Here is a 16,204-nt window from a genome sequence, read left to right as displayed (position 1 = left end):
GTCAAGTAAAAAGATGTTTGTTTTTCATGGACATAGGGGAGAATACCCCTGAAAAAAAAGGAACTTCCGCCAGCAAATGACCGCCTTTTACAAGGCCCGGCGAGTACCAGTGGCATCCCGAAACAAAGTTTCCATTTCACAGCCCACGCCACCACATCTCTTCCACCAGTCAGTGTCATTTCTTGAGTGCGCAAAGGTTACCAGATACCTCCGGTATACACCGGTTACGGGAAAAAGTGCCCCATGACGTCGCCATAATTCAACCAGAAACGGGGAGCAATACGCCAGCGTCCCTGCGCGCACGCTTCCAGGCAGGCAGCCCATGGGCCCGCCAGCTTCTGCCTCCACGCAGGATACAATTCCTCCAGCACAGCGCCCTCGACGCCATCTGCCGTTCGCATCCCAAGCATGATCCGCTCCCGCAGCAGCTCACTGGCACCGATATACTCCTCAATGCATACCGCAGGCAATCCGTCCTGCTCACAAAATACCCGCAGATCTTCGGGAACGCGATAGCGCACAGACCCGGAAAAGCCGACAGCGCCAGCACCAAGAGCTACATAGGGCAAGCCGCTCCAGTAAAGGCTGTTATGCTGAGAGCGCCGCCCAGGACGGGCAAAGTTGGCGATTTCATACCACTCAAAACCCCTGGCGACAAGGGCGTCGCGAGCGTGACTGAAGGAGTCATGCTGAAAATCACCATCCAGCTCTGCCGACAGGGGATGGCCCGCTTCAAGACTCAACATGTAGACAGAGACATGATCCACAAACTCAAAGGAGGCGAGGTCCCGGAGTACCTGGTCCACCGGCGCACCAGGTACTCCGGCCATAAAGTCTACTGCTACCTCCAGTCCAAGCCGCTGCCCTGCGCGCAGAACCGCCGGAAAGTCCGACGCCATTCGATGCCGCCGCCCAAGCAACTCAAGAACGCGCGGCTCCATCGACTGCACGCCAACACTCACCCGCGTAACATGGGCTGCCCGCAGGTCCCTCAGACAGGCCACATCAACATCAGGATTGCACTCAACGGTCACCTCCATGGGCAGACAGCCAAGACGCTGCTTCAGAATATGTGTTACGGAAGCAAAGAAGGATGGCGGCAGGAGCGAGGGGGTGCCACCACCGAAATAGAGGGTGTAAGGAGGGGAAAGGGCACCGAAATCAACCTGTGTCAGTTGATGGATCAGCGCCCTGGCATAGGACTCACGGGTGCCGCCATCGGCCACCGCCGAATAGAATGTACAGTAGGCGCATTTGCTGCTGCAAAAGGGCACATGCAGATAAACGCCAAACTTCGCCGTTGTCATTTACTGGGTGAGCTGTCGGATCATCTGCTCAGCCAGTGGCAGTACGGGGTGATCGGGGAACATGTTTGCCGTGTAGTTCAGTACATCCAGTGCTTCGGCATACTTGCCCTGTCGCTCAAGGGCGAAGCCCTTTTTCAGATAGGCATCGGGGGTTTTGCTGCCATCGGGATACTGGCGCGTCACCCGGTCAAAGTATTCAAAGGCGCTCACATAATCATTCTGGGCGTAATAAATTTCGCCAATCCAGTAGAGGGAATTATCGGCCAGGTTGGAGGTGGGGAAGTTTTTAAATACCTGATCAAAAGCAATAAGCGCCTGGGGAAACTCGCCAATACGGTAGAAATTCATGGCCTGGTCATACAGGGGAGAGGGATCAGAGCTGTAGTCCTCAAATTCAAACTCCACTACGGGGGCCACGGGACGGGTTTGCTGGGGCTTCGGCGCAGCAGGACCGGTGGACGGCTTCGCCACTTTGGTTGACTTCTTTTCTTCTTCAGCTTTTTTCCTGGCCTCTTCAGCTGCGGCTTCAGCTTCAGCGGCTTTCCTCAACTGCTGCACCTGCTGACGCAGCTGTGCATTCTGGGTCTTTAACTCAGTCATATCCTGATTCGCCGTCGTAGCCATGGAGCGCAGATATTCAACATTCACTGTCAGATTGTTGAGCTGCTGACGAAGGGCCGCGTTTTCATGGGCCAGGTTCTGGTTCACACGGTGCAGATTGCCCACATCCATGCGCAACTGATCCACCTGCACCTGCAAAGGTACCGAATGGGAAGTCGCGGGCTCCTCTGCGCCGCCACGCAGTGCCGCGCAACCCGTCATGGCAGTAACCAGCAGACCTCCACCTATCAAAAAAGCCAGAAAACGCATTCTCTTCTCCATGGCATAACTCCCCGATATACTGAGTGCTGCAAAGACTTTATCAGATTCCATCACGCATTCAAACGATTTTCTCCTATGCGTATCGGCAGTCCAGGCCAAAATCTTCAGTTCCACCATGTTTTCACCCGTGGAAAATATCCATCCCGCGAAACTCTCGCCAGGCGACAATAGAGAACACTCAAGTTCCGCATCTTACCGCCTTGAATTAAGACATCACGATAATGATATTTACCACCTGAAAACAGTATTAACCTTGCATACTTAGCTCATCTGATATTTCTCTTTTCGTTTCGTAACCATTCACGGCTACCCTGCGTTTTTTTCAGCAGGAGCGCCAGTATTCCGAGAGCGAGCCCGGATGGCGAGCGGCAGAGACGTAGGTCCTCGGACGAAAGTGAGCGTCTCTGGGAGGAATGCTGGCGCGAGTACCAACACACACTTCGTTTCTAGATATTGTCCTTTTTGACCGCGCAAAAATGCGCCCCCCCGAACGCCCGTTTTTCCGGCTCGCCTGACCCCTGCCTCCCTGCAGCGCTGCCGGACCACTCACTTCCTGTGAGTGTCCTGTTCAGGTCTTGCCAGCCAGGCGTCACACTCACCGGACGGGCTCAGGGGCGAACGGCCTGTTTCTGCATCACCCCGTGTACTGGTCCAAAGTGGCAAAAAACTCATTAACAAGATGAAGGTAATGTCAAGAGACGCAGCCTGAGCAGAGCTATTTCCGCCATTCCAGCATGACATCAGTGTCGGCGCCGATAACCTGCCGTTTCGGGGTGCGAACGTTGAGATAGAACTTGAAATATCTGCATTATAAGAAAAAACAGAATCTCTAGTATTTCGCTTGAAATTATAGTTTCTCCTTGACATTTTCCGCAGCGCCCCCTATCCTCTGCCCACTTGACGTCTTTATCAAGAGTGGCGGAGGGACAGGCCCGCAGATGCCACAGCAACCATCCTGGCACCACCAGTGCAGGGGATCGGTGCTAATTCCTGGCCATAGGCACTATGGCGAAGATGAGGACGGTGCCGGTTTTTTTGCCCAAAACCCCACCTACTCATCCCCAAACCACCCAAAGGGGGATGAATCCATGACCACACAGCAGCTTTCCACCCAGACTATCCACATTGGCGTCGGTAAAGACAGCGCCACCGGTGCCATCAGCTACCCCATTTACCCCAGCGCCACCTACCGCCATCCCGCTGTCGGCCAAAGCACCGGCTTCGACTACACCCGCTCCGGCAACCCCACCCGCAACACCCTGGAAGCAGGACTGGCAAACCTGGAAGGCGGCGCCCGCGCCCTGACCTTTGCCTCGGGCATGGCCGCCCTGACCACCCTCTTTCTGCACTTCAAAAGCGGTGACCATGTCATCGCCTCCCAGGACATCTACGGCGGAACCTACCGCCTGCTGAGCATGGTCCTCAATAATCTGGGCATCAGCGCCACCTACGTGGACACCACCGATGCCAGCGCGGTCAGTGCCGCCATCACACCCGCCACCCGCGCCCTGCTGGTGGAAACTCCCGGCAATCCCCTCATGGGCATCAGCGACCTGGAAGCCCTGGGAAGAATCTGCCTGCAGCACCAGATTCTCTTTCTGGTGGACAACACCTTTATGACCCCCCTGCTGCAAAAGCCCTTCGCCTTTGGTGCCGACGTGGTCATCCACAGCGGCACCAAGTACCTGGGCGGCCATAACGACCTGTGCTCTGGCGTACTGGTGGCACGCACCGCCGAAATGGGCGAACGCCTCTACTTCCTGCAGAACTCCACCGGCGCCATCCTGCCCCCCCAGGACAGCTGGCTGCTGCTGCGCAGCCTGAAAACCCTGCCCCTGCGCATGGAGCGCCACTGCCATAACGCCCTGCAGGTTGCCCAGTGGCTGCAGCAGCACCCCAGCGTCCAGACCGTCTACTATCCCGGCCTGGCAAGCCACCCCGGCCACACCCTCGCCAGACGCCAGGCCAGCGACTTCGGCGGCATGCTCTCCTTCCGCGTGAAAGACAAAAGCATTGCCCACAACGCCCTCGCCCGCTTACAACTGATCAGCTTCGCCGAAAGCCTGGGCGGCGTGGAAAGCCTCATGACCCTCCCCGCCATCCAGACCCACGGCGACATCCCCGAACCGGAACGCCTGAGACTGGGCATTGACGAATGCCTGCTGCGCCTCTCCGTCGGGGTGGAGGATGTACAGGATATTATCGCCGACCTCAAGCAAGCATTAAACCAATAAAAATGACCTCACACAAAGGCCACAAAGACACCAAGGAAAGACCGCGAGAAGCATGGCTATTTCCATGCTCTCCCCCTGAGCCCGTCCGGTGAGTGTGAAGCCTGGCTGGTAAGACCCGCACGGGACACCTGCAGGAAGCAGGTGGTCCGGCAGAGCTGCAGGGATGCAGGGGTCAGGCAACGCAAAGAGACCCAGGTGCAAGGCGCGGGCAAAGCCAGGAGCGAGGCGTACTCCCTGTACGTCGCAGTGACGAGCGATGACCGGCAACGCAGCAGATGGGCCTTTTTGGGCAGCCTGCTGCCGGATCTCCAGAACAGGCGAGCAGGCGATCCGCAAAAACGGGCGTTGGGGGCGCGTTTTTGGATACTTTTTGCGCGGTCAAAAAGTATCATGCTCAATGACAAATTCTAAAATTACTCATACTTTGCATCAACCTTGCATACACGAACAACCGAGACCCGCTCTCGACAGGAGGCCCTATGCCAGCACCCCATCACCCCCATAAACCCGCCACCCTCCTCGTTCACCAGGCCGTCGACCGCGACCCCCACACCGGCGCCTCCGCCGTGCCCATCTATCAGGCGTCCACCTTCCACCACCCCAGCGGTGAGTGCGGACAATACGAGTACAGCCGGGGCGCCAATCCCACCCGCGAGAACGTGGAGCAGACCATCGCCCTGCTGGAGGGCGGCATCCAGGGCTTTGCCACCAGCTCCGGCATGGCAGCCATCGGCGTTGCCCTGAGCCTTCTGCACAGTGGCGACCACCTTATCGTCCCCAGCGATCTCTACGGCGGCACCTACCGCTACGTCACCAGCGTCCTGCCCCAGCAGGGCATCCAGTGCTCTTTTGTCAATACCGCAGATCTCGAAGCGCTGAAAGCGGCCCTGCAGCCCAACACCAGAGGTATTCTGCTGGAAACGCCCTCCAACCCCCTCTTCACCATCGCCGATATCCGCGCTGTGGCAGAGCTGGCCAGAGAGAGAAATATTCTCACCTTTATCGACAACACCTTTATGACGCCCCTGTTGCAACGGCCCATTCCCCTGGGCATCGATGTGGTCATCCACAGCGCCACCAAGTTCCTGGGCGGCCACAGCGACCTGCTGGCCGGGCTGGTAACCACCGCCGACCCCGAGCTGGCCAAAGCCCTCAAGCGCTTCCATAATTCCTTCGGGGCTGTGCTCTCCCCCTTTGACAGCTTCCTGCTGGCGCGGGGCATGAAGACCCTCAAAATCCGCCTGGAGACCGCCCAGAGCAATGCCGGCGACCTGGCTCTGCGTCTGCAGCAGCACCCCAGCGTGTCAAAAGTGTATTACCCCGGCCTCAGCGACTTTACCCAGGCCGATACCCACTTCCGTCAGGCCGATGGCCCCGGTGCCGTACTCGCCTTTGAACTCGCATCATCGGATCAGGTAAAGGCCCTTCTGCGCAAACTGCAGCTGCCCATCATCGCCCCCAGCCTCGGTGGCGTGGAAACCATCGTCACCCACTGTTGGAGCATGTCCCACGCCGCCATACCCGCCGAGGTCAAGAAGGAAATGGGCATTTCGCCCACCCTGATCCGCCTGTGCGCTGGCATCGAAGACGTGGATGACCTGTGGCAGGATCTGGAGCAGGCACTGCACACCCCAGGCAGCTGAAAAACGCCTCTGTGCCTGCTGGTCAATACAGCGTGAAGAGTTACAGCAGGCTTTCCTTTGCGCGAAAAATCCGTTACAAGTTCTTCCCATGAAAACCCCGTTGCGCTTCATCATACTGCTGCTGAGCGTTGTCATGCTGAGCCAGCCTCAGCTGGCGCGGGCCTGCGCGCTCTGCTCCGCCTTTGACGGCGTGGTCTTCCCGCGCTTTCACCTGGAAATGGAGGACGACGTTCTGCACGCGATCCAGGTCACCTGGCGCTTTTCCCCTTCCTTCACCGAAGTCCTGCGTCACCTCAGCAGCGAAGCACCCGACGCCAACCAGGCACGGCAGAGGCTCCTGCACGCCTTTGAAGCCGACATCGTCCCCTACGAATACCTCACCCGCATTACCATCAACAGCCAGCCGTTTCCGGTGCGCGCCGTGGAAAATTCTCACTTCACCTTTGAGGGGGATGTTTCCGCATACCACTTTACGATCCCCATCCATATGCCCGTCAGCGGTGAACTCAGCCTGGAACTGGAATTCTTCGATCCCCGCCGCTTTCTGGGCTTTTTCTTCCGCCCCGAGGGACTCAGCCACACCATTCCCGAAAATTACGGCGTTGAGCACAACCTGAATTCCTACCCCCATACGCTGGTGTTGCGCATCGCCCCGGGCATTGCCAGCACAGAAACGGAAGTTGCCGTCACGCGCGACGACTCCCCGGCGGGCTGGTACGACCGGATGCTCGACTCCCTGCGCCAGACACTGCGCATGGCCAGCGAAACCATTCAGTCCCATATGCGCGCCATCCGCGACGAAGGCAGCGTGGCGGCGGCTCTCTCCCTGATCATCTTCTCCTTTTTCTACGGCCTGCTCCACGCAGCCGGCCCTGGCCATGGCAAAAGTCTGGTGGCCTCCTATTTCCTCGCGGGGCACCACAACTACGCCAAGGCGGCCTCCATGGCCCTGTTCATCGGCATCGTCCACGTCTTTTCGGCGTTCATCTTCACCTTTTTCCTGCTGCACCTGCTGAACATGCTGCTGACCACGGCCCTCCACCAGACCACCAACCTGCTGACCCCCGTTTCCGGTGCCATCATCATACTGATCGCAGCACACCTGGCCTACACCCGCCTGCGAGCCCGCTGGAAAGTCCGGCAGCAAAACAGCTCCGGCTACCCTCAACCCCACCATGGCCTGCACCAGGGCCATGCCTGTGGCTGCTCCTCCTGCAGTGGTGGAGGACGCACTTCCGACGCCATGCTGGTGATTTCGGCAGGTATTGTGCCCTGTCCCGGCACCATCACCATTTTCCTCTTCGCCCTCTCCATGGGCCTGTACACCATTGGTTTCCTGGCCGCCGCCGCCATGAGCCTGGGCATGGGCATTATTATTTTCGCGGCGGCAGCCCTGAGCATCATTGCCAGAAATGTGCTCAGCCATGCCTTCCAGCCCCTGGCCACCTTCGTGGAATATACCAGTATCATCTGCATAGCCCTGCTGGGAGTGCTGCTGATACTGAGCAGCATGGGCTGAATCTGTCACGACTGTCCACGGAATTAGTGGTGCGAAACTTTACCACTTGCTCTATACTCACGCACAACGGTTCGCAAAATGAACCATGTTGCTTTTGCCACGGTCACTTACCTTATCTCAGGAGGCCTTATGGACAAACCAGCCTATAATTACGACATTGTCCGCAGCTATACCCACTGGAGTATTCTGTGGGGGGTAGTCGCCATTCTGGTTGGCATACTGATTTCCTTCCAGTTCGTCTTGCCCCAGCTCAACTTCGCCCCATATTTCACCTACGGACGCCTGCGACCCATTCACACCAATGGCGCCCTGCTGGGTTGGACCCTGTGTGCCATCTTCGCCCTCTATTTTTATATGGTACAGCGCCTGTGCCGCGTCCCCATCTGGAGTGAAAAGCTGGCTCGCATCCAGCTGTGGCTCTTCAACAGCATTATCATCCTGGGCGTCGTTACCCTGCTGCTTGGCTTCAACTCCACCAAGGAGTACCACGAGCTGGAGTGGCCCCTGGATATCCTTGTGGTCGTCATGTGGGTGATGTTCGCCGTGAACATCTTTATGACCATTTTCAAGCGCAAAGAAGAGCAGATGTACGTGAGCCTGTGGTTCATGATGGCCTCCATCGTGGCCATCGCCATACTCTATATCGTCAACGGCCTGGCCGTTCCCGCTTCCCTGTTCAAGTCCTACTCGGTCTTTGCGGGAACCAACGATGCCAATGTGCAGTGGTGGTATGGCCATAACATGGTAGCCATGCTGCTGACAGCACCACCCCTGGCCGTCTTCTACTACTTTCTGCCAAAATCCACCGGTGTGCCCATCTACAGCCACCGCCTCTCCATCATCGCCTTCTGGAGCCTGATCTTTATGTACCTGTGGACCGGTGCCCACCACCTGCTGTGGACCCCCGTTCCCGACTGGGTACAGACGCTGGCCATCGCCTTCTCCATCATGCTCATCGCGCCTTCTTGGGCCTCGGTCATTAACGGTTATCTCTCCATGAATGGCCAGTGGCAGCAGATGCGCACCAACTACCTGGTGAAATTCTTTATCCTGGGCATCACCTTCTATGGCCTGCAGACCCTGCAGGGGCCCATGCAGGCCATCCGCTCCTTCTCGGGCTTCATCCACTATACCGAATGGGTGCCTGGCCACGTCCATATGGGCGCCCTGGGATGGGTCTCCCTGGTCATGTTCGGCGCCATCTACTATCTGGCCCCCAAGCTCTACGGTCGCGAACTCTACAGCATTCCCCTGGCCAACGCCCACTTCTGGCTGGTGCTCGTCGGACAGCTCATCTACTCGGTCAGCCTGTGGATCGCCGGGCTGCAGCAGGCATCCATGTGGCACAGTATCAACGCCGACGGCAGCCTGACCTACACCTTCTCGGAAACCGTGGCCGCCATGTACCCCTACTGGTGGGTACGCGCCGTCAGTGGCGTCATCTACCTGGCCGGAGTCATCCTCTTCGTCTACAACCTCGTCATGACCGCGCGGGGGCCGCGTGAAACAGCTCCCGCCGCCAACCTTGCCGGAAAGGAGGCCTGAGATGTGGGAAAAGAAACCACTGCTCTTCCTGATTCTGGCCACCATGACCATCCTGGTGGGTACCATCGTCACCATGGTGCTGCCTTTCTTCTGGGTAAACACCGAAGCCGACCGCATTGAAACCGTCACCCCCTACAGCCCGCTGGAGCAGGCCGGCAGAGACATCTATATCCGCGAAGGCTGCAACAACTGTCACACCCAGACCGTCCGCCCCCTGGTGGCCGAAGTGCTGCGCTACGGCGAATACTCCAAGTCCGGTGAGTATATCTACGACCGTCCCCACCTGTGGGGCTCCCGCCGCACCGGGCCCGACCTGGCACGGGTAGGTGGCAAGTATCCCGACGCCTGGCACTACCAGCACATGGCCGAACCCGCTTCCATGTTCCCCAGAACCAATATGCCCGCCTACCCCTTCCTGAGTGACCGCACGCTGAACCCCCGCAGCGTGGAGCGCAACATGCGCGCCCTGGGCCTGCCCTACACGGATGCGGAAATCGCCGCCCTGGAAGGCAAAACAGAAATGGACGCCATGGTTGCCTACATGCAGAAGCTGGGCACGGGCATTCCCTGGCGCGAAGCCGCCCGCACCACCTTCGTGGGCGAGTTGACCAACCCCTATAGCGGTGACGCCTCCGTCCTGCCAGAAGCCCGCCAGATCTACGCCCAGAACTGCGCCGCCTGCCATGGCGCCGAGCTGCAGGGAGGCATAGGCCCGGCCCTGCGCGGCGGTGGCAAAAGTGAAAGCCAGCTCTATGAAATCACCTACAACGGCATCATGGAAAAAGGCATGCCCGGCTACTCCCACCTGGGCTCCGACCGCGTCTGGAAGCTGATTACCCTGATGAAGGCCGAGTGATGATCTGGGGCAGTATTTTCTACCTGGCCACCACCTTCATCCTCTTCGGCATCTTTGTGGCCATCGTGGTGTACACTTACAGCCGCAAGAACCGCAATCGACTGGAAGACCCCAAGTACCGCATGCTCGACGACGAAGACAAGCAGGAGTGAAGACATGAGCGACAACCATGACAACCACGAAATAGACGGCATCCGCGAAGACCGTAAAAAGAACCCGCCCACCTACTACCTCATCCTGCTGGCAGGCCTGGTGATCTGGGCCATCGGCTACATGGGCTACCACTTCATCAGCGGCTGGAATCAGGAAGACGCCTTTGCCCAGCGCATGGAGGCCCATAAGGAACGCACCGCCCAGCAGCAGGGCAGCGAACCCCAGGCAGCTCCGGCCAGCAATGACCCCGCCAGCATCAAACGCGGCAAAGACCTCTACGACAATCAGTGCGCCATGTGCCACGGCCAGGGTGGCGGTGGTGGCTTTGCCACCGACCTGACCATCAAGAGCCGTTACAAGTACGGCTTTGACCGTGACGCTGTCTTCCAGAGCATCCGCGAAGGACGTCCCGGCGGCATGCCCTCGTCGGCCAACCTGCTCTCCCAACGCCAGATAGACGACATTACCAACTACGTCATATCGGTTATCAGGGAATAGATACCCCGCCCCTGTGATGCTTTGGCAGCACAGGGGCGATTTTTCAGCAGCCTGCACAAGGAAGCACCATGCCCGCCACCCTGACCCCCAAACGACGCGCCATCCAGTGGTTGCTGGTCATCACCGCCCTCACCATTCCCTTTATCGAAATATCCAGCGGCCCCCTGCTGCGCATGGACTTTGCCGCTGGCAGGCTGCACCTCTTCGGCATCACCATCGCCTCCCACCAGATACTCCTGCTGCTGCCCCTGACCCTGGCCCTCATCCTGCTCTTCGTACTGATCACCATTATCCTGGGACGCGCCTGGTGCGGCTGGTTCTGCCCCCAGACCCTGCTGATGAATATAAGTGAATGCACCGCCCGTCGACTGGGACTTCAGGTCAAAGGGGGAAACGTCTTCGGCAACGCTTGGCGTAAAACCCTCTTCCACCTGACAAACCTCATCCTCGCCCTCCTGGTCAGCGCCAACCTCGTCTGGTATTTTCTGGCACCAGCGACTTTTTTCCAGCGCCTGCTCTCATGGGAACTGGGAGCTGCCGCCACCATGGGCTGGCTTCTCAGCGCGACCACCATCTTCATAAGCCTCAGCCTGCTGCGACGCACCTTCTGCACCCAGATATGCCCCTATGGACGCTTCCAGACCACCCTGCTGACCCCCGCCACCCTGACCCTGCAGTACCACCCCGCCCACGCCCACCGCTGCATCCGCTGCAACGCCTGCGTGCGCGCCTGCCCCACCGGCATCGACATCCGGGAAGGCTATCAGATCGAATGCATCAACTGCGGCAATTGCCTGGACGCCTGTCGCCAGGTCATGGCCCGCAAGAGCGAAAGCGGCATCATCCGCTACACCTTCGGCATTGACGACCAGCCATGGCCCAAGCTCTTCAGCACTCCCGTACTGCTCATCGGCAGCGTATTCCTCATCGCCACCACCGCCTTCGTCACCATAGCCACCAACCAATCGGACACCAGCCTCACCATCCGCCGCTCCGCCACCATCGAAAGCCGCCTGCTCTCCGAAAACCGGCAGATCACCTTCTACACCGCCCGCATCGCCAACCGCAGCCAGCACGAGCGCACCTATCAACTGCGCCTGGCCCCCGCCGACCAGGAACACTTCCACCTGCCCGGAATTCCTTACTCCATCACCATGAGCGCCGGCGAAAACAGGGAAATCACCATCGCCCTGCAGACCGCAACACCCCCGCCAAAAGCAAACGCCACCCTGCAGCTGGTGCAGGATGGCGATGTGGTGCATGAGATGACACTGCGGGTGGTGGAAGTTCAGCCATGAGGCGACTCATATACTGAAGTTTCGCATCCCTATGATGTCAGCGTAAAACATTCAATAATTGTCATTTGTCGCAATCAAACTCCTTCAACGTGCCCTGCTTGACTCATTTGGCATCCAAGCTGAGTGTACGTTGTTCTTTTTTGGTACGGCCAAAAAAGAACCAAAAAAGCCGCCCCCCGAACGCCCGTTTTTCCGGATCGTTGCTCGCCTGTTCTGGAGATCCGGCAGACACTGCTTCCCTGCAGTGCTGCCGGACCACTCACTTCCTGCGAGTGTCCCGTTCGGGTCTTGCCAGCCAGGCGTCGCACTCACCGGACGGGCTCAGGGGGGAACGGCCTGTTTCTGCCTTTCCCCCATGGGCTGGCCCGGCCAGAACGCGCCGACGGTCAGGCTGCTGAAAAGCCACGGAGGGCGGTTGATTACGAATCCAAAGTGACTGGAAAGTCCATAAACAAAATGTTTTGCTGTTCATAGTCAATAGACGCCTGGCATTCATCGCACGACGCTACGGCTCGGCCCTGATCCAACGATCACTTTGAGCATCATAACGAGCGGAATACAACCCCGAGGGGAGCCCAGAACTTACTTCAAGGTCGTGCCTCTGCCGCCAGATCAGCACCGTGTTGCCCTCTTGGTCATGGCTGGCGCGAAACGCACCGCCGATGACTCCCCCTGGGTTTTCGCTCTCAATGGGCCTGACCTCACTTTCCCAGCCGGACGCGGAAGAGTGGTGCCAGGAAGCGATCTGCCAGGGTTCGGCTTGGGAACCAGAAGAACCAATCACCATCCAGTTCTCGTCTGATCGGGAAACTATGTGCAGGGGGGTCAGAGGAGCCTCCTCTTCCACGGCCTCCGACCACTCACCGTCACTGTAGTGACTGCGCCAGAGCTTTCGGGGATCCTCTTCAATAAATCGCCAGAAAACCACCTCTCCATCGCCTTCAAAGGTGAGAAAACTCCTGCCTGTCCAGCGTGTGTCCTCGGCAATCAATGTCGGTACAGACCACTCTTCGCCATCATAGTAGCTGGAGTAGAAATGATCGCGATGCTGATACGGTGAACTCTCATCCTCCTCATACTCACGCTGGACCCATACGTACATGGCATTCCCTGCACCATCCCCTTCTATGAGCCGTGACCAAGGAGTAGCATCATCCCCACGAGGATCTCCAAACTCTACCCAAGCTTGAGTGTCCGGGTCATAGTAGCTGGCTTTCCGGTCAACCCGCACCAGCCGGTCTTCTCCCTCCACTTGCATCACTGCGCTATAGAATGGGGAGGGGGAGGGCGTGCCCACTTCCTCCCAGCTGTGAGTGCCCTCACTGAACTGAAAGAGGGTGCCACTGCCGTATTGACCGTCTTGAGTTGGCAGGAACACCAGTCGTTCGCCAGTGGGAGTCAGCAGAAGCTTTGCTGAGCTTAAATGGGGATACTCGTCAAAAGTCCCAATTACTTCCGCACTACTCCAACTTCCAGAATCGCGCGCCGCCGCGCAGAGCTGTAGCTCGTATCCTTCATAACAGAACCACATCGCTGCAGCGCGTCCATCCTGGTGGAGAACCGCCTGTGGACCATGAGGCCCATCGTTCCCCGTATCCTCGCTGAGCAGATGTGCCGGATCCCAGCCGTTGTTGGCATTGAAATCTGCCGTGTACAGGCGCAAGACCTCATCGAAATTTTCGTCCTGCTCCAGTTGCTGCCATATGGCGATAGCGTTTCCGTTACCATCACCAGCCAGTTCAAAGTGGGTAACACGAATGGCATCGGGTGTGCTGATCGGCACCCCTCCACTCCAGGGCAGAACTTCCATTTCCAGATCCACAGGGTCGCTCAGCCGATTCCCAGCATCCCCTACTACCCGCACGCGGTAGACTCCCGTCTTGTCAGGAGTAAACGTCAGGGTGCCCGGACCCCAGCCTCCAGGAATACTCACGTCACTCCCTTCGGGCTTCTCCAGCAACGTCCACTGAAATGCCGTGGAAAGAACATAACCCTCACCGTGCTTACTGTCTGCGCGAAGGCAAATCTCGTTGCCCATGGCAAACTTCTGGCTTGCGTCGCAATAGCCAGCCAGTGTGACGGGACCCTTGGGACTGGAACCTCCCCCGCTACTGCTCCCGCCACAGCCCGCCAGCACCAGTGCCAGCAGAGCACACAATACCCCATACATCGTTCGCTTCTGCCACATATCACCACCACCCCTTCCCGATAAAACCAGGTGACATTCTCAATAATAAAACGCCATTTCCGTTAAAATCACATATTGTTACAGGATCGCTGAAATTTCAAGCAATATAATTATTCTACAAAATACTATTACGCCTTTCAATCAAGATACGCTTCTCGCTAAACTCTTGCTGGAAATTGCAATATCGTCAAACATAAAACAGACATGAGCGTACCATCACTCCAAGCACAATAGCCCGTCACATCCCATGAAAAAAGTCGTTGATTCTTTTCGCGACAAGGCTATCATAGAGATTAAATCTCCTACCTCTAACGGCCCTGAAGCACTTCACAACAAACAGATACAGAAATTTCGCCTTTACATCCCCCCTCTACAGGAGGCCGCCATGAGTACCCAGAGTACCGAGCCCGCTCCCGATGACTCCCCTGCTCAATGCCTACTGCTCCGATTCCAACGGATTTCGCTTTTCCTCGCTGCAATCACCCTCCTGACGCTCATGAACGGCTGCGGCGGGGGCGGAGGAGGTGGCGGCGGAACGGCACCGGAAACACCGTGGAATGTCTCCGCCTCCCTGGTGGATGGTGGCGTGTCTGTCAGCTGGACGGGCGTGAACAACGCCACCGCCTACCACGTATACTACTCCCGGACACCAGACAGCGGCACAACCGGCACCAGGTTCACTCCCACCCACCCCGAACTGCAGCCTCACACCATTGTCACCGGCCTGGAAAACTACAAAACCTACTACTTTGTGGTAACCGCTTCGAACAAGCATGGAGAGAGCGCGCCAAGCAGTGAAGTCTCGGCTATTCCATCGGAGCGTATAACAGCAGAAACACTGCAGAATAAGTTTGACCCCAACTTGCAGGAGTGCCTGGCTGGGCACGACATGGGATTTTTCACCACGATATATGAACTGACCTGCTCGGAAAAAAACATCACAAACCTGAGCGGCATGGAGAACTATCTACTTGGCCTGGAAACCCTGAAGATCACCGAATCGGCAGAGGAACCATCTACACTTGCAGACCTGACTCCCCTTGCCAGCCTTCCCTCCCTGCGCAGCATTACCCTGAACCATCAGAACATCAGCAACCTCAGCCCACTTGGCGCACTACCTCACCTGCAGGGGTTGAATATCAGCTATAACAAGGTAAATTCGCTGCAGCCCATAACTGACCTGACTACCCTGACCGCACTGGAACTGCGCAATAACGAAATACCCTCTATCCCTTCACTGGCAAACATGACAAGCCTGATGAGTGTGACACTGCCCCATAATCAGATGAGCGATATTTCAGGAGTGGGTGGCCTTACCGCTATAATCTATCTTGACCTGTCATACAACAATATCGCAGATATCTCTGCCCTGGCTGGGCTCAGCACATTGAAAGGCCTGGATCTGCCAGGAAATCTCATTATAAAAGAGCAGCTGCCACACCTGGCAAACCTGTCCCAATTGGAATTTCTCTACCTCGACAAAAACAGAATAGATGACTTTTCAGGCCTTGCCGCCATCACCAGCCTGAAAATGCTCGACCTTGGTGACCAGGACGATGGTTTCAAAATAACCGCCATTCCGGAGAATATCGGCAACCTCACCAGCCTTGAGCAGCTTGGGCTGCGCTACAACAGCATCAGTGACCTCCAGAATTTGTCTGCCCTCAGCAACAGCCTGAGGGATCTTGTGCTGCGGGGAAATGCCATCAGTGACATCAGCCCCCTGACTTCCCTGACAAACCTGGTCTGGCTTGAACTGGAGAGCAACCAGATTGACACTGGTGTCGGCTCACTGGTGGAGCTCACCAATATTCAAATGATCAAACTGGACAACAATCCGGGCATGAGTTGCAGTGAGCTGGAAACCCTCATTGAGCTTTTTGGAGATAGAGTTTCCCCTTCACATGTAGATCCAGACACTACCTGCACCAGCCCATAACTTCACCCCACCCACCCCTCCCCACGGAGGGGTGGGTCTCACACTGCACCATCTCCTTCACCTCCCCCCCTTCTTTCCCTGTACAGGCGCGCCAAAATCTGGCATGAATACGGGCAAGCTGCTGCAAAACCGGCACAGAACG

At 57.5% G+C, this 16,204-nt stretch carries 12 protein-coding genes and 1 riboswitch; of the genes, 9 read left to right on the top strand and 3 right to left on the bottom strand.

Going from position 1 to position 16,204, the window contains the following annotated elements; all coding sequences use genetic code 11:
• Nucleotides 1–224 precede the first annotated feature (224 nt).
• Nucleotides 225–1,307 (bottom strand): coproporphyrinogen-III oxidase family protein, encoded by a 1,083-nt coding sequence (locus ACZ46I_RS06495; RefSeq protein ID WP_464281828.1) that lies wholly within the window; start codon nucleotides 1,305–1,307, stop codon nucleotides 225–227.
• Nucleotides 1,308–2,189, bottom strand: a complete 882-nt coding sequence (locus ACZ46I_RS06490; RefSeq protein ID WP_464281827.1) for a tetratricopeptide repeat protein — start codon at nucleotides 2,187–2,189, stop codon at nucleotides 1,308–1,310.
• 903 nt (nucleotides 2,190–3,092) lie between these two features.
• Nucleotides 3,093–3,210, top strand: a riboswitch (SAM riboswitch).
• A gap of 67 nt (nucleotides 3,211–3,277) precedes the next feature.
• Between ACZ46I_RS06490 and ACZ46I_RS06485 the strand changes: the two genes are divergently transcribed.
• From ACZ46I_RS06485 to ACZ46I_RS06450, 8 genes are all read left to right on the top strand, one after another.
• Entirely contained in the window at nucleotides 3,278–4,423 is a 1,146-nt protein-coding gene (locus ACZ46I_RS06485; protein WP_464281826.1) for a trans-sulfuration enzyme family protein, read from the top strand.
• 479 nt (nucleotides 4,424–4,902) lie between these two features.
• Nucleotides 4,903–6,066, top strand: coding sequence for a trans-sulfuration enzyme family protein (locus ACZ46I_RS06480; RefSeq protein ID WP_464281825.1), 1,164 nt, complete (start codon nucleotides 4,903–4,905; stop codon nucleotides 6,064–6,066).
• 88 nt (nucleotides 6,067–6,154) lie between these two features.
• A complete protein-coding gene (locus ACZ46I_RS06475; protein ID WP_464281824.1) occupies nucleotides 6,155–7,585 on the top strand; it encodes a HoxN/HupN/NixA family nickel/cobalt transporter in 1,431 nt (476 codons plus the stop codon).
• A gap of 129 nt (nucleotides 7,586–7,714) precedes the next feature.
• Nucleotides 7,715–9,130, top strand: a complete 1,416-nt coding sequence (locus ACZ46I_RS06470; RefSeq protein WP_464281823.1) for a cbb3-type cytochrome c oxidase subunit I — start codon at nucleotides 7,715–7,717, stop codon at nucleotides 9,128–9,130.
• Between the two features lies 1 nt (nucleotide 9,131).
• Entirely contained in the window at nucleotides 9,132–9,986 is an 855-nt protein-coding gene (gene ccoO, locus ACZ46I_RS06465) for a cytochrome-c oxidase, cbb3-type subunit II (RefSeq protein WP_013506741.1), read from the top strand.
• The gene (locus tag ACZ46I_RS06460; RefSeq protein ID WP_464281822.1) at nucleotides 9,986–10,138 is read left to right on the top strand and encodes a cbb3-type cytochrome oxidase subunit 3; all 153 of its coding nucleotides are present in this window, start codon (nucleotides 9,986–9,988) and stop codon (nucleotides 10,136–10,138) included. The genes ccoO and ACZ46I_RS06460 overlap by 1 nt, the downstream gene beginning before the upstream one ends.
• Nucleotides 10,139–10,142: 4 nt before the next feature.
• Nucleotides 10,143–10,637 (top strand): c-type cytochrome, encoded by a 495-nt coding sequence (locus ACZ46I_RS06455; protein WP_226507954.1) that lies wholly within the window; start codon nucleotides 10,143–10,145, stop codon nucleotides 10,635–10,637.
• Nucleotides 10,638–10,705: 68 nt separating this feature from the next.
• Entirely contained in the window at nucleotides 10,706–11,935 is a 1,230-nt protein-coding gene (locus ACZ46I_RS06450) for a 4Fe-4S dicluster domain-containing protein (RefSeq protein WP_464281821.1), read from the top strand.
• A gap of 505 nt (nucleotides 11,936–12,440) precedes the next feature.
• Here the strand turns inward: ACZ46I_RS06450 and ACZ46I_RS06445 are convergent.
• Nucleotides 12,441–14,123, bottom strand: a complete 1,683-nt coding sequence (locus ACZ46I_RS06445; protein WP_464281820.1) for a hypothetical protein — start codon at nucleotides 14,121–14,123, stop codon at nucleotides 12,441–12,443.
• Between the two features lie 385 nt (nucleotides 14,124–14,508).
• Here ACZ46I_RS06445 and ACZ46I_RS06440 point away from each other — a divergent pair, with 385 nt between their 5' ends.
• Nucleotides 14,509–16,062, top strand: coding sequence for a leucine-rich repeat domain-containing protein (locus ACZ46I_RS06440; RefSeq protein ID WP_464281819.1), 1,554 nt, complete (start codon nucleotides 14,509–14,511; stop codon nucleotides 16,060–16,062).
• Nucleotides 16,063–16,204: the final 142 nt, after the last annotated feature.

It is taken from the genome of Desulfurispirillum alkaliphilum, from assembly GCF_055378285.1.
Note: the sequence above shows the minus strand (reverse complement) of the source record. Positions and strands in the feature narration are given on the sequence as shown.

What these genes read in the sequence shown, in the direction of transcription:
- ccoO (WP_013506741.1), top strand. Translation starts at nt 9,132, where the DNA reads ATGTGGGAAAAGAAACCACTGCTCTTCCTGATTCTGGCCACCATGACC.
- ACZ46I_RS06475 (WP_464281824.1), top strand. Translation starts at nt 6,155, where the DNA reads ATGAAAACCCCGTTGCGCTTCATCATACTGCTGCTGAGCGTTGTCATG.
- ACZ46I_RS06460 (WP_464281822.1), top strand. Translation starts at nt 9,986, where the DNA reads ATGATCTGGGGCAGTATTTTCTACCTGGCCACCACCTTCATCCTCTTC.
- ACZ46I_RS06470 (WP_464281823.1), top strand. Translation starts at nt 7,715, where the DNA reads ATGGACAAACCAGCCTATAATTACGACATTGTCCGCAGCTATACCCAC.
- ACZ46I_RS06440 (WP_464281819.1), top strand. Translation starts at nt 14,509, where the DNA reads ATGAGTACCCAGAGTACCGAGCCCGCTCCCGATGACTCCCCTGCTCAA.
- ACZ46I_RS06450 (WP_464281821.1), top strand. Translation starts at nt 10,706, where the DNA reads ATGCCCGCCACCCTGACCCCCAAACGACGCGCCATCCAGTGGTTGCTG.
- ACZ46I_RS06495 (WP_464281828.1), bottom strand. Translation starts at nt 1,307, where the DNA reads ATGACAACGGCGAAGTTTGGCGTTTATCTGCATGTGCCCTTTTGCAGC.
- ACZ46I_RS06445 (WP_464281820.1), bottom strand. Translation starts at nt 14,123, where the DNA reads ATGTGGCAGAAGCGAACGATGTATGGGGTATTGTGTGCTCTGCTGGCA.
- ACZ46I_RS06490 (WP_464281827.1), bottom strand. Translation starts at nt 2,189, where the DNA reads ATGGAGAAGAGAATGCGTTTTCTGGCTTTTTTGATAGGTGGAGGTCTG.
- ACZ46I_RS06485 (WP_464281826.1), top strand. Translation starts at nt 3,278, where the DNA reads ATGACCACACAGCAGCTTTCCACCCAGACTATCCACATTGGCGTCGGT.
- ACZ46I_RS06480 (WP_464281825.1), top strand. Translation starts at nt 4,903, where the DNA reads ATGCCAGCACCCCATCACCCCCATAAACCCGCCACCCTCCTCGTTCAC.
- ACZ46I_RS06455 (WP_226507954.1), top strand. Translation starts at nt 10,143, where the DNA reads ATGAGCGACAACCATGACAACCACGAAATAGACGGCATCCGCGAAGAC.